This window comes from Agarivorans litoreus, assembly GCF_019649015.1.
GTDB lineage: Bacteria > Pseudomonadota > Gammaproteobacteria > Enterobacterales > Celerinatantimonadaceae > Agarivorans > Agarivorans litoreus.
In genome coordinates, this window is the sequence record NZ_BLPI01000001.1 from 2,600,870 (window position 1) to 2,614,650 (window position 13,781).

General features: G+C 45.8%; 11 protein-coding genes. 8 read left to right on the plus strand and 3 right to left on the minus strand.

The window, feature by feature from the left end; translation table 11 throughout:
• Positions 1–30: 30 nt before the first annotated feature.
• Positions 31–288 (minus strand): hypothetical protein, encoded by a 258-nt coding sequence (locus K5L93_RS12065; protein WP_220720073.1) that lies wholly within the window; start codon positions 286–288, stop codon positions 31–33.
• A 68-nt stretch (positions 289–356) separates the two neighbouring features.
• Between K5L93_RS12065 and K5L93_RS12070 the strand changes: the two genes are divergently transcribed.
• From K5L93_RS12070 to K5L93_RS12105, 8 genes are all read left to right on the plus strand, one after another.
• The gene (locus tag K5L93_RS12070) at positions 357–899 is read left to right on the plus strand and encodes a DUF1993 family protein (protein ID WP_220720074.1); all 543 of its coding nucleotides are present in this window, start codon (positions 357–359) and stop codon (positions 897–899) included.
• 158 nt (positions 900–1,057) lie between these two features.
• Complete coding sequence (locus K5L93_RS12075) at positions 1,058–1,495, plus strand: GNAT family N-acetyltransferase (protein ID WP_220720075.1); 438 nt, start codon at positions 1,058–1,060, stop codon at positions 1,493–1,495.
• Between the two features lie 377 nt (positions 1,496–1,872).
• The gene (locus tag K5L93_RS12080) at positions 1,873–2,277 is read left to right on the plus strand and encodes a GNAT family N-acetyltransferase (protein ID WP_220720076.1); all 405 of its coding nucleotides are present in this window, start codon (positions 1,873–1,875) and stop codon (positions 2,275–2,277) included.
• Between the two features lie 86 nt (positions 2,278–2,363).
• Positions 2,364–2,828, plus strand: coding sequence for a GNAT family N-acetyltransferase (locus K5L93_RS12085; protein ID WP_220720077.1), 465 nt, complete (start codon positions 2,364–2,366; stop codon positions 2,826–2,828).
• A gap of 438 nt (positions 2,829–3,266) precedes the next feature.
• Positions 3,267–5,516 (plus strand): multiheme c-type cytochrome, encoded by a 2,250-nt coding sequence (locus K5L93_RS12090; protein WP_220720078.1) that lies wholly within the window; start codon positions 3,267–3,269, stop codon positions 5,514–5,516.
• Positions 5,517–5,655: 139 nt separating this feature from the next.
• Positions 5,656–8,064, plus strand: a complete 2,409-nt coding sequence (locus tag K5L93_RS12095) for a glycoside hydrolase family 31 protein (protein ID WP_220720079.1) — start codon at positions 5,656–5,658, stop codon at positions 8,062–8,064.
• A gap of 196 nt (positions 8,065–8,260) precedes the next feature.
• On the plus strand, positions 8,261–9,196 hold the full coding sequence (rlmF, locus tag K5L93_RS12100) for a 23S rRNA (adenine(1618)-N(6))-methyltransferase RlmF (protein ID WP_220720080.1): 936 nt from the start codon (positions 8,261–8,263) through the stop codon (positions 9,194–9,196).
• Between the two features lie 80 nt (positions 9,197–9,276).
• A complete protein-coding gene (locus K5L93_RS12105; protein ID WP_220720081.1) occupies positions 9,277–10,161 on the plus strand; it encodes a PA4780 family RIO1-like protein kinase in 885 nt (294 codons plus the stop codon).
• A 124-nt stretch (positions 10,162–10,285) separates the two neighbouring features.
• Here K5L93_RS12105 and ilvA read toward each other — a convergent pair whose 3' ends face one another.
• Complete coding sequence (gene ilvA, locus K5L93_RS12110; protein WP_220720082.1) at positions 10,286–11,821, minus strand: threonine ammonia-lyase, biosynthetic; 1,536 nt, start codon at positions 11,819–11,821, stop codon at positions 10,286–10,288.
• A gap of 79 nt (positions 11,822–11,900) precedes the next feature.
• Entirely contained in the window at positions 11,901–13,748 is a 1,848-nt protein-coding gene (gene ilvD, locus K5L93_RS12115; protein ID WP_220720083.1) for a dihydroxy-acid dehydratase, read from the minus strand.
• Positions 13,749–13,781: the final 33 nt, after the last annotated feature.

The window sequence follows — 13,781 nt, forward strand, 5'->3', positions numbered from 1 at the left end:
TTTTCTGGTTTGGCTGACATGGCAACGCAACTATTTAACTCGAATGATAGTTACCAAATGAGTATGCTGAGGGACTTCTATTAAAGCACCGCGTTTTAGTCTTTCTATCTGGTTTATGTAATGCTTGGAAAAGCCACGTTGTTGCCAGTTTTTACCCACTAAATCTGATTCACTGAGCGGATAAATATCTTGATGGCTTAAGCTATCGTGACGCGAAACAATCCATACTCGCTGTTGCTCTACAGTGAGTTTCGCTACAGCTTTTTTAACGCGCTTACAAATCGACAAGTTTATACTCTGCCTTTATTAATCAGTTTACCCCCTTTATAACATAGGCTTAGTATAAGGATTACAGCATGACAGATTGTAAGCACCATAATTTCTATCAGCTATCGGTACCGCTATTTTTACACTATTTAAATCAGCTTGATTTACTGCTTAGTGATATGCAGTTATTTGCCAAGAAGCAGGGCTTAGGCGAAGCTCAGTTATTAGCCGCTAAACTTGCCGACGACATGTTTCCATTGGGGCAACAAATTAGCACCGCCATTGTTTTTAGTCTGCGTTGTTGCTTGCCTTTAGCAGGCCGAGAAATCGAAAACTTTAGCCCAGAGGCTATTTCTTATCAGAGTTTGCAGCGCCAATTGCACAGCAGTGTAAGGTGTTTGCAGCAGTTAAAGGCTGAACAATTTGAGCAAAGTACCCCGAGCAGTATTTCTACTCAGGCTGGGTTTGCTGAATTATCGCTAAGTCCAAGTGAATACCTGCAACAATATATGCTGCCAAATTTCTTTTTCCACTACACGGTGAGCTATGCGATTTTACGCCAGCAGGGTATGTCTTTGAGTAAACAACACTTTGATGGCTACCATCAATACCCTGTAGGTTTTAGCTTTTAAAACAGTTACTTCAAAAACAAAATGTGTGATTTGGTAATGGGCTAATGATTATTTCGTAAAGCGCAACAAATACACCTTAAAACCTTGTGTTAGCGTAATACAATCGGTAGATTATTTGAGATTAAGAGGCGTAAGAACAATCAGGGGGACATTCGTCAATGCATCCAGATTATTTTATAAGTACTAACCAAGCAGAGTTAGATATCTCGCTGATTCATAGTGTATTAACCAAGTCTTACTGGGCTAAAGGTATCCCTCGCGCTACGGTTGAACAATCCATTGATAATTCATTGTGTTTTGCTGTTTATAACTATCAAAAACAGCAAGTTGGTTTTGCTCGGGTGATTAGCGATTACAGCACCTTCGCCTATTTAGCCGATATTTTTGTCTTAGAAGAACACCAAGGTAAGGGTTTGGCTAAGGCATTAATGCATCGCATTATGGCTCACCCCAAGCTCCAAGGGATTCGCCGCTTTAAGTTAGCGACCCAAGACGCACATGGCCTTTATCAGCAGTTTGGTTTTACCGAGTTAGCTCATCCAGAAATACACATGGAGCGCTGGCAACCAAACTTCTATTTGCTTCCTCAAAACTAACAAATCTTATGTTGAAGTCGCCTGTTGCTGCGACTTGTCTTTAATATCTACTTTACGCTGCTTTCTGCGGCGTTTTGTTCTTTATTCTTGCCCTTAAGCTATCGAAGCTAGTTGCATTAAACCGATGTTAAAGCGCTGCAGAGTACCAATCTAAATCACACTTTTAGCATAAGTGAGTATTTGGTCGATCTTGCTTATCTTTCTTTTGCATGCCCTAAAGCCTTAACTTGTAAGTGTTTAGAAATAATGTTACCAAATTGTTACAAATGCAGCTGGCAAAGTTACCAAACGTTACCCTGAGGGGCTTGAGGCTTGGCTTATTGCTGACTAGATTTACGCCAATCAATGTGGGGTGGGTTAATCAGGGAAGGCTGAGCATGCAACAGGGATACTATGTTGGTACTAACAAAGAACAGCTCGATTTAGCACTTATTCATGAAGTGTTGGTGAGCTCTTACTGGGCGAAGGGGATTTCTAAAGGAGCTGTTAAAACGTCGATTGATAATTCCATGTGTTTTGCCGCTTTTGACCTTAAACAGCAGCAAGTAGCTTTTGCCAGAGTTGTCTCTGACTATTCAACCGTTGCTTATTTAGCCGACATTTTTGTATTGGAGGAGCATAGAGGCAAAGGCTTAGCCAAAGCCATGATGCACCGTATTATGGCTCACCCTAAATTGCAGAATGTACGCCGATTTAAACTCGCAACTAAAGATGCTCATGAGCTATATCGTGGTTTTGGGTTTAACCAAATTTCTGATCCAAACCTCTATATGGAACGCTAAACAGCAGCGCCTTACTGTTAATTGGATTGAAATTTAAGCCTATATATTCAATGCTAATGGCTTGTTGAGTTATTAGGAAATAGTCAGTGGATATACGCTTAAACGATGTAACAGGCGAGCAAGTCATTGCATTGCTAGAAGAGCACCATCAAGACATGTTGCGCCACTCTCCAATAGAGAGTGTTCATGCATTGGATGTGAGCGGTTTGCAGGCCGAGGGCGTGAAGTTTTGGTGTGCTTGGTTGGGAGATGAGCTAGCAGGGTGTGGCGCCTTAAAGCAGCTTGACGCCAAGCATGCAGAGCTAAAATCTATGCGCACTGCCAGCAAACATTTACGTAAAGGCGTGGCTGCTGGGCTACTAAAACATATTCTTAAAGATGCCCAAGAAAGTGGTTATCAGCAACTGAGTTTAGAAACTGGCGCTATGGCCGCGTTTGCTCCAGCGTGGGCACTCTACCAGTCTTTTGGTTTTGAGTTTTGCGGCCCTTTTGCCAACTACCAGCTTGATCCTTACAGTAAGTTTATGAGCAAAAGCTTGGCGTCCATCTAGGGCCTGTTGATCTTTGCTGATGGTTTTTACAGCAATTTATTAGCCATTTAGGCAAGGCAGTGAGTGTGAAGTTAAGTGGGCTTAATAATCACTCGCTAACACTGAATAAATGGCTAAGAAATGCTGCCCGAAGGGTTCAGATAAGTGAACTTTACTCTTCGTTGAACGCTTTTCACTTAGCCCATTAGGTTTCAAAGTGTTCGCCGCGATTAAAGCCGGCTTATCTTGAATAAAATTTCAACACCAAAGATCAACAGGCCCTAGCCTTAAGTCTCTTTAAGTTATCTGTGGTTTAGCCCTTCTCTGTGACGTCATTTGTTCAAGACTTGCTACACTTTTAGTTATACCTTGCTAGATATTTGATTTGATAAGTAATTTTAGCTTGGTACTAGCAAAGTTTAATGACTGGATAATCGATAGTTTTGGAGAAGGGTAGGCATGAGGCAGGGGCTGTTTGGGCTTGTATTTGTTTGGCTAGGTGTAAGCTTATGTATATCGGCGGCTGAATATGTCGGAACCAATAACTGTATAGAGTGCCATCAAGCACAATATCAACAATGGCAGGGCTCTCATCATGATATGGCAATGCGCCATGCCGATGAGCAATCGATACTAGGCGACTTCGCCAATGCCAGCCTAGAGTTTGCAGGTAAAACCAACCGCTTCTTTCGTAAAGGCGCTGAATATTGGGTCAATATTGAGGGGCCTAACGGTAAATTTTCCGATTACCAAATAACTTACACCTTTGGCTTTGAACCGCTGCAACAATACATGGTGGAATTTGTCGATGGTCGCGTGCAGCTCATTCCCTTTGCTTGGGACTCCAGAAGCGAGCAACAAGGTGGCCAACGTTGGTTTCACCTATATCCCAATCAACAAAAAACAGATGAATTTTATTGGACCAATGCCGGACAGAACTGGAACTATATGTGTGCAGATTGTCATTCAACTAGTTTGCAAAAGGGCTACGACGGCAGCAGCAATACCTACAATACCACTTGGTTTGAAATCAACGTTGGCTGCGAAGCCTGCCACGGCCCTGCCAGCGACCACATCAAATGGACTCAAAGTGAAAATAAGCAAGCTGTACTAGCCAGTTTAGGCCAGTACAGTGGCTTTTCTCGTACTCTACAAGCGGCGGTGAGTAAATGGACTTACCAAGCTGGTGAATCTACTTTGAGCGCTGCCAGCCACCAACAAAGCCAGCAACTTAAAGTCTGCGAACAGTGCCACAGCCGCCGTTTGCAAATAAGCGAAAGCAATGACTACGTGGCGGGATCTTTGCTCGATCGCTATCAGCCCAGCTTGATAAGCGCCGAGCTCTATCATGATGATGGCCAGATATACGATGAAGTGTATGTTTGGGGCTCATTTCAGCAGTCAAAAATGAAGCATGCTGGAGTAAGCTGCAGTAATTGTCATAATGTGCATTCTGGGCAATTAAAAATGGCAGAACCTGCACTGTGCGCGCAGTGCCATGTAGCTTCTGAATACAGCGCAGAGAAGCATAGTTTTCACCCTGAGGGTAGCGAAGCTGCAATGTGCAGCTCTTGTCATATGCCTGCCACTACTTACATGCAGGTAGACCCGCGGCGAGACCATAGTTGGCAAGTCCCGCGCCCCGATCTGAGTCAGGCGATTGGCACCCCAAATGTGTGTATTTCCTGCCACCAAGATAAAGACAATAGTTGGGCGCTTCAATGGCAGCGGCAATGGTTTCCTAAATCAAACTACTTAGATAACAATCATTTCTCTGAAGCATTTTTTGCCGCCGACCAAGGTTTACCCTCTGCTGAACAAGCCTTGGCATACGTGGCGCAAAACCCCTTAGAAAGCAGCATTATTCGCGCCTCTGCTCTGGAGCGACTGGCGCAGTTTCCGGGGCGTAATAGTGTGATTGCCACTGCGCGAGCTGTTAGCAGCGAGCACGAGCTGATTCGTTTAGGGGCTGTAAGTAGTGCTCGGCATTACCCGATTGCAGAGCGCTGGCGCTTATTGTCCCCTCTACTGGATGACTCAACCCTAGCAGTAAGAAGTGAAACTGCTGCCAGCTTGGTTAAAGGCTGGGCAAGTTTAACTAAGCAGCAGCAACAGCAATTAAGGCCAGCACTTAAGGAATACCAAGAGATTCAATTACTCAATGCCGACCGTGCTTTTGCATTGAACAATCTAGCTGGTGTTTATCTTGCTATTGGCGAGTTTAGTGAGGCGGAAGCTAGCTATTTACAAGCAATTAAAATAGAGCCCTACTTTGCCTACAGCTACGTTAATTTAGCCGATTTATATCGCCATTTAGGCAATGAAACGGCCGCATTTAATGTACTTAAGCAAGGGCGTTTAGCCCAGCCTGCCAGTGCTGCCATTCCCTACAGCACGGGTTTAAGTTTACTCAGGCAAAAAAAGGCGCAGCTAGCGGTGAGCTATTTTGCTCAAGCCACAGAGCTAGAGCCAAGTAATGCTCATTATTGGTATGTTTACGGCTTATCTGTAGAAGTTTTTGACTTGGCTAAAGCGCAGCAAGTATTAAACAAAGCCTACGATACTGGACGTAATCCACAGCATTTATATGCCTTGTGCGAAATGAAGGTAAGGCATAAAGATAGAAAGGCACAGCTATGTATTTTGCAGTTACAAGCGGTGGTACCTGCAGAAGTGGTGCAGCGTTTGAAGAGGCAGTTAAATCAATAGCTTACGCTAAAATCGCTCAGCAGATACTTTTTTGTCAGGGCGGCTTACCCAGTTCACATCCTGTTGATTACTTTAATTATTAATCGAGTAATTATTGTTACAGTTCTGGCTAAGATCTTTTTTAGTTTAGGGATGAACAATGCTGGGATATCGTTACTTACCGCTGCATGTTGTTGGCTTGCTGTTAACTTGCTTATTCACTGTTAAGGTACATGCCGCATCAAGCTTGTGGCAGGCTAATAAGCTGGATGAACATACCGTTGTTATTAGTGTTGGTGATAACAGTGATGCTGTATTTCACCCAAGTTTAATGCTGGAAGCCTCGCACCGCGAAGCGCTTCCTTTATTCTCTGTTATCGAGCCCCTATCTAGCCCCTGGTATCAACTGAGGCTTGTTGAACAAGGTCGCTGTTTATCCCTAGTAGACGCTGCGCATTCCAAGCAGGCGCTTAGCCGTATATGTTTAGAATCACAAAATAAAGATCGTTGGAAATTAAGCTTAAGTGAAGCTGGAATTAAACAGATTTACGGCCTTGGGCAGCAGCACAATACTCAAGGTAATGCCGACGGCGATTGGCTAGGCCGAAAGCGTATTCCGGGCAACCGCATGGGCAATGCTATGGTGTATCAGGGTGAAGGTGCGGTAGGCAATACCCAAATTCCGATTATGTATTTATTGGGCGAGGGCAAACAAAACTTAGCCTTGTTTTTTGATCACGTTCAGCCCTTGGTATTTGATTTCACAAAAGCGCCATATTCTATCCAAGGCAAGGGTAAGCGAGCGCGAATCATTCTGATTGCCGGTGAAAACCTAGCTGATTTACGCTCTCGTTACTTAGCGTTGACCGGCAAGCCGCCGGTTCCGCCAAAAGCTATGTTTGGCTTGTGGTTGTCGGAATACGGTTTTGATAATTGGCAAGAACTAGACAGTAAACTGGCTAGCTTACATAAAGCACAATTTCCGCTTTCGGGTGTAGTGCTCGACCTGCAGTGGTTTGGCGGAATTAAACAAAACTCTAAACATACTCAAATGGGCTCACTTACTTGGGACGAAAAAAACTTCCCTAATCATCAGCAAAAAATAGCTGAATTAAAGCAGCGCGGTATTGGTGTGATGGCTATTGAAGAACCGTATATTGGTGGTGAGCTTAATGAGTACTATTCACTGGCTCACGCAGGCGCATTAGCCCGCAGTTGCGCGCCGCCTTGCATGGAGCCCGCTTATATAAAAGACAATCCATGGTGGGGTAAGGGCGGCATGCTAGATTTCTCCAGTGAGAAAGGCGCAGCCTTCTGGCATGACTATCGCCGTGAAGCGCTAATTGATGATGGCGTGATTGCTCATTGGACCGACTTAGGTGAGCCCGAGCTCTACCACCGTAAAGCTTGGTATGCCGGGGTGAATATCGATGGCGAACTAAAGCATGACCACCAAAGTGTACATAACTTGTATAACCTGTTGTGGAGTCGCAGTATTTATCAGGGTTATCAACGCAATCAGCGCCAGCAGCGTCCGTTCATCATGAGCCGCTCTGGTACAGCTGGCAGCCAAGCTTATGGCGTAGCGATGTGGTCGGGTGATATAGGGGTTAATTTAGCTAACTTACGTAGCCACTTTAATGCGCAAATGCACATGAGTTTGTCGGGCATTGATTACTTTGGTTCAGACATTGGCGGCTTTCATGGCACCGCTTGGGATGAGCAATATACTCAATGGTTTGCTGCGGCGTTATTCACTGATTTACCGGTAAGACCACACACTCAAAACTTGTGTAACTGCAAAGAAACTGCGCCAGATAGAATTGGCGATACCGCCAGCAACTTGTTTAATGTTAAACAGCGTTATGCCTTAAATCCATACTATTACACCCTTGCACACAGAGCGTGGCGCGAAGGAAAAGCCGTTGTTGCCCCTTTAGTTTATGGCTACCAGCAAGATCCTAAAGCAAGAAGAAATGGCTCAATGAAGTTAGTGGGCGATGCCTTATTGGTGGCTTTGGTAGCCGAAGATAACGCCCGCAGCACGCAAGCCTATTTGCCGCAAGGCTTTTGGTATGACTACCGCAGTAAACAGATGATCAGCAGCCGCGGCCAGTCGTTCAAGCAAGTACTCTATATCGACGAGATTTATCGTCTGCCGCTGTTTGTTAAAGCTGGCAAGGTCATCCCTCGAGCCAGTGACAACAACGCAATGGATTTGCTGGTGGTGCTGGATGACAGTGGCCAAGCCAAAGGTCAGTTAATTGAAGATGACGGTGTAACTATCGCCTATCAACAGCAAGCAACTCAGGAAACTCAGTTTAGTGCTGAACTTACTGATAGCTTACGAGTGCGCATTCACCCAGCCAAAGGGCAGTATCAAGATGCTCCAAGTGTAAAGTCTTATCAGCTAGAGTTAGCTAACCTAGTTAAAACTAAAACAATAAAGGCCGCTTATTTTAATGATCAGGCTATTGAGTTAGGCAAGCAAACCGCAAGTGGTTTTCTATTGCCCGCTCAGCAAGTAGACGTTCGCCAAGGCGGCGAATGGTTGCTTGAGTTTGAGTGATTGATAAAGCTAATAAGCAAAAGTTCCTGCTTGCCTATTAGTTAAGGTCAGATTTAAGCGAAGTAATAAAAGCGATCCTGATATTGGAAGTTCGATATAATCACAGCAAGCTTTCGATCTAGCTTCCCATTATAATGTTTGGGCTTTCTGTAAGGCTAAGGCTTACAGCCCAATTTTCTTTATTAAGAGTGCTTGCTTGAATATTAAAAGCCAACTTCACCCGCGTAACAAACACCGACAGCGTTACGATTTCCCGGCGCTTATAGCGTCATGTCCCGAGTTAAAACGCTTTGTGGCCAAAAACCAATATGGAGATGCATCGGTAGATTTTTTTGACCCAGAAGCGGTGCGCTGTTTAAACAAGGCACTGTTACAGCACTTTTATGGGGTGAAAGGTTGGGAAATTCCAAAACACAATTTGTGTCCGCCTATTCCGGGTCGTGTCGATTACATTCATTACTTGGCCGATTTATTGGCTAATTCTTTAGGTGGCAGCCTATCTAAAAACAGCCCAGTGCGTTGTATTGATGTAGGAGTGGGAGCGAATTGTGTTTACCCTTTGGTTGGGGTTAGCGAATACGCTTGGTCATTTGTGGGCAGTGACATCGAAGCAGCATCTTTACAATCAGCAGAGCGTATTTTAGCGGCTAATCCGCATTTACAAGCAAATATCACGCTGCGTTTACAAGGCAACAAAAAAGCGATTTTTAAAGGCATTGTGCAAGCGAACGAGCGTTTTGAGCTTAGCATGTGTAACCCGCCGTTTCACCGCTCGGCTGCAGATGCCCAAAAGGGCAGCCAAAGAAAACAAACTAATTTAAAGGCTAATGCTAAAAACAAATCAAAGCTAAACTTTGGTGGTCAAAGCAATGAGTTGTGGTGCCCAGGTGGAGAGTTGAGTTTTATTAAAAACATGGTGGCAGAGAGCCAGCAGTTTTCGCAACAAGTGTTGTGGTTTACCAGCTTAGTATCGAAAGAGGCAAACTTGAGGGCGATATACCAAGCGCTTAAACAAGCCAAAGTGAGCCAATATGAAACCATTAAAATGGGGCAAGGCAACAAGGTGAGTCGCTTTGTTGCGTGGTCTTATCATTCGCCAGAACAACAGAAGCAATGGCTAGCCTCTTTGTAACATAGAGTTTGATTTATGTTTTGCTAAGTGGCTTGGCAAATATGCTTATATAAACGATCGATTTTTAATAAATGAGATAAATGAAAACGCCTAAAAGAATCCAGCCTTTAGTTGATGACGGCTTAGTTGATGAAGTGAAAAGCCAGCTAATGAGCGGCAAAGAAGCGTCGGTTTACGTAGTGCGCTGTGGCGACGAGATCCGCTGCGCAAAAGTATATAAAGAAGCTAGCCAGCGCAGCTTTAAGCAAGCGGTGGTGTATCGCGAAGGGCGTAAAGTTCGCAATAGCCGCAGGGCTCGGGCGATGGAAAAAGGCTCGGGCTTTGGTCGTGAGCAACAAGAAAAAGTGTGGCAAAGCGCTGAAGTAGATGCCTTGTATAAGCTCGCGGCTGCCGGGGTGAGAGTGCCAGAGCCCTATGGCTGTTTTGATGGCGTATTGCTTATGGAGCTTGTCACCGATGATGAAGGCTATGTGGCACCGCGCTTAAATGACGTGATGATGAGTGAGGAGCAAGCGCTTGAAGATCATCAACTAGTCATCTCTTACATTGTAAAGATGCTTTGTGTGGGGCTTATTCATGGTGACTTATCTGAGTTTAATGTGCTGGTGGACGCCTACGGCCCAGTGATAATTGACTTGCCCCAAGCAGTAGATGCCGCCGCCAACAACAATGCTGAATGGATGCTGACCCGCGATATAAACAACATGCGTGACTATTACAGCCAATTTGCACCAGCTTTAGCCAAGACTGAATACGCCAAAGAGATGTGGAGCTTGTTTGAAAAAGGTGAGCTGACTGCCGACACCGAGCTGAGCGGCAAATTTGTAGAACAAGATACCGTGGCCGATATTGCAGCCATTATGCAAGAAATAGATGCCGCCCGAGAAGAAGCACTAGCCCGCAAAGAGAGGCTAAAAGAAGCTCAACAAGGCGTTGATGAAACTAAGTTTAACTGGGCAGATTAGCGTTTCTACCCAGTTATTCAGGGTTTAAATATTTACCTGTGCGCAGTTACAGTAGCTGATGAGCCAATTTTCTACCGCATAGTTTTGCTCGGCTTGCAGTGAGAATGAGTTATATAGCCTACGCTCACTCATGCGCCAGAAAGAATTGATAAGCGGTATTATCGCTTTCGTCACGATAATCAAAACCTAACTGCTCTAAGTGTTTACCAAAGGCTTGCTGGTCGCTTTCTTGTAATTCAAACCCGGCTAATACCCGACCATAGGCCGAACCATGGTTACGGTAATGGAACAAGGTGATATTCCAATGGGGGCCAAGGGTGCGTAAAAACTTAAGCAAGGCGCCCGGCTGTTCGGGAAACTCAAAGCTATAAAGCTTTTCTTTTAACTGAGTGCCTGGTCGCCCGCCTACCATATAACGCACGTGCTGCTTAGCAAGCTCGTCGTCACTTAAGTTAGCCACTTGATAACCGCTGCTATCCAGCTTATCTAACAGTGCTGGTAGCTCCTTATCGCTATTGCTCACCTTAATGCCAACAAATATGCTGGCTTGTTGCTCGCTGGCATAACGATAGTTAAACTCGGTGATGACTCGCCCGCCCAAGTGTTCAACAAACTCTAAATAAGCGCCTTGGCGCTCTGGAATGCGTACCGCTAATACTGCTTCTTTTTTCTCACCAAGCTCGGTGCGCTCAGACACATAACGCAGGTTATGAAAGTTCATGTTAGCGCCAGATAGCACAGCAGCTAAGCGCTCACCCTCAAGTTTGTGCTGCTGGGCATAGGCTTTTAAGCCAGCCAGAGCCAGTGCACCAGAGGGCTCAGAAATGGCGCGGGTATCTTCAAAAATGTCTTTTACTGCCGCGCATATTTCATCGGAGTTTACGGTAATTACATCGTCGAGGTATTGCTGGCAAAGGCGAAAGGTTTCGCTGCCAATTAATTTAACCGCTACGCCGTCGGCAAATAGCCCAACCCGTTCTAAGGGAGTGGGTTTCCCAGCAGCTAAAGCGGCTTTTAAACAGGCGGAATCTTCGGCTTCTACGCCTATCACTTTCACATGAGGCATTAGCTGTTTAATGTATACCGCCACACCAGCGGCAATACCGCCACCACCTACCGGCACAAATATCGCATTTAGGTGCATGTCTTGTTCAAGTAGCTCTTTGCCAATAGTGCCTTGGCCGGCAATCACGTCTACATCATCGAAAGGAGGGATCAGTGTGTAACCGTGTTCTTCAACCAGTTGTTTGCAGTATTGGTAGGCTTCATCAAAGCTGTCGCCCACCAAACGTACATCAGCGCCCATGGCGCGTACCGAATCCACTTTAATATCGGGAGTGGTGGTGGGCATTACAATCACCGCGGCAATGTTAAGTCGCTGTGCCGACATAGCCACGCCTTGGGCGTGATTGCCAGCCGATGCTGCAACCACTCCGCGCTCACGCTGCTGCTGATTAAGTTGGGCTATTTTGTTGTAGGCGCCGCGTAATTTAAACGAATGCACACTTTGTCGGTCTTCGCGTTTCAGCAAAATATTATTGCCACTGCGCTGCGACAGCTTAGGCATACCCTGTAGTGGGGTAACTTGGGCAATTTCGTAGACTGGCGAGAGCAATATACGGCGAAGATATTCGTTAGCACTAGGCAAGTGTTGCATCATAAATTACCTATACATGTTGGCGACAACATAAAAAATAAGCCCGGCGAACCGGGCTGTTTATACAAGCAAGACGCGCGGTTTAATCTAGCTTGCTTTTATCGCGTACCGCACCTTTGTCGGCGCTGGTGGCGAAGTGGGCGTACATTTTCAGCGAGGTGCTTACTTCACGTACTCGACCAATTGGGCTCCAAGCATCGCTGCCTTTGGCTTCCATGGCGGCGCGACGTTTAGCCAGTTCTTCATCACTTACTTCTAACACAATGCTGCGCTGAGGAATGTTGATATCAATAATATCGCCTTGCTCAACTAAGCCAACCACACCGCCGCTCGCAGCTTCTGGTGAAATATGGCCAATGGATAAACCAGAGGTACCGCCAGAGAAGCGGCCATCGGTAATCAAGGCACATTTCTTACCTAAACCCATCGATTTTAAGTAAGAGGTTGGATAAAGCATTTCTTGCATGCCAGGGCCGCCTTTAGGGCCTTCGTAGCGAATTAATACTACTTCGCCAGCTTGTACGGTGCCGTCTAAAATGCCGGCAACTGCGTCGTCTTGGCTTTCAAAAATACGGGCAGGGCCTTTAAACACTAGGTTATCGTCGTCTACGCCGGCGGTTTTAACAATACAGCCGTCTTGCGCTAGGTTCCCTTTTAGTACAGCAAGGCCACCTTCTAAACTAAAGGCGTTGTCTAAACTGCGAATACAACCTTCGGCGCGATCGTCGTCTAGGTCATCCCAGCGGCAATCTTGGCTAAAGGCTTTAGTGGTGCGAATGCCTGCAGGGCCAGCGCGGTAAAATTCTTTTACTGCCTGATCTTGGGTTTGCATGATGTCCCACTTGGCTAAGGTATCAGCCAAGGTTTCGCCCATTACATTCGGTTCGTTACGATTTAGTAAACCTGCACGGTCTAATTCACCCAAAATACCCATAATACCGCCAGCGCGGTGTACATCTTCCATGTGGTATTTGTTGGTAGATGGCGCCACTTTACATAGTTGAGGAACCTTACGAGAAAGCTCATCCATGTGGTCCATATTGTAATCTACGCCAGCTTCTTGGGCTGCTGCCAACAAGTGTAATACGGTGTTAGTAGAACCGCCCATGGCGATATCTAGGGTCATGGCGTTTTCAAAAGATTTGTGAGTCGCAATTGAGCGCGGCAATACACTTTCGTCGTCTTGCTGGTAGTAACGGTTACACAAATCAACAATGCGCTTACCAGCATTTACAAACAGTTTTTCACGATCCGCGTGAGTCGCTAGCATTGAACCATTACCTGGCTGGGCTAAACCTAGCGCTTCGGTTAAACAGTTCATTGAGTTTGCGGTAAACATACCAGAACAAGACCCACAGGTTGGGCAGGCACTACGTTCTACTTTGTCGCTGTCTTCATCGGATACGTTTTTGTCGGCACCCATTACCATGGCGTCAACTAAGTCGAGCTTAATGATTTGGTCGCTAAGTTTGGTTTTACCGGCTTCCATTGGGCCGCCAGAAACAAAGATAACTGGAATGTTTAAGCGCATCGACGCCATCAGCATTCCCGGGGTGATTTTGTCACAGTTAGAAATACACACCATGGCGTCGGCACAGTGGGCGTTTACCATGTACTCAACGGAGTCTGCAATTAGGTCGCGTGAAGGTAGGCTGTAAAGCATGCCGCCGTGGCCCATGGCAATACCATCATCTACAGCGATGGTGTTGAATTCTTTAGCAACACCGCCTGCGCCTTCGATAGAGCGTGCAACCAATTGACCAAGATCTTTTAGATGAACGTGGCCCGGCACAAATTGGGTGAATGAGTTCACCACTGCGATAATTGGCTTACCAAAATCTTCTTCTTTGGTTCCTGTTGCTCGCCAAAGGGCGCGCGCTCCAGCCATATTACGGCCTTCGGTGGTGGTGGCACTTCGCAGTTTAGGCATTGCGGTTTACTCCGTTAATCTGTGTTTGCTATT

Coding starts and splice junctions, on each gene's coding strand:
- ilvD (WP_220720083.1), bottom strand. CDS start 13,748: ATGCCTAAACTGCGAAGTGCCACCACCACCGAAGGCCGTAATATGGCT.
- K5L93_RS12090 (WP_220720078.1), top strand. CDS start 3,267: ATGAGGCAGGGGCTGTTTGGGCTTGTATTTGTTTGGCTAGGTGTAAGC.
- K5L93_RS12105 (WP_220720081.1), top strand. CDS start 9,277: ATGAAAACGCCTAAAAGAATCCAGCCTTTAGTTGATGACGGCTTAGTT.
- K5L93_RS12070 (WP_220720074.1), top strand. CDS start 357: ATGACAGATTGTAAGCACCATAATTTCTATCAGCTATCGGTACCGCTA.
- K5L93_RS12080 (WP_220720076.1), top strand. CDS start 1,873: ATGCAACAGGGATACTATGTTGGTACTAACAAAGAACAGCTCGATTTA.
- K5L93_RS12075 (WP_220720075.1), top strand. CDS start 1,058: ATGCATCCAGATTATTTTATAAGTACTAACCAAGCAGAGTTAGATATC.
- K5L93_RS12095 (WP_220720079.1), top strand. CDS start 5,656: ATGCTGGGATATCGTTACTTACCGCTGCATGTTGTTGGCTTGCTGTTA.
- ilvA (WP_220720082.1), bottom strand. CDS start 11,821: ATGATGCAACACTTGCCTAGTGCTAACGAATATCTTCGCCGTATATTG.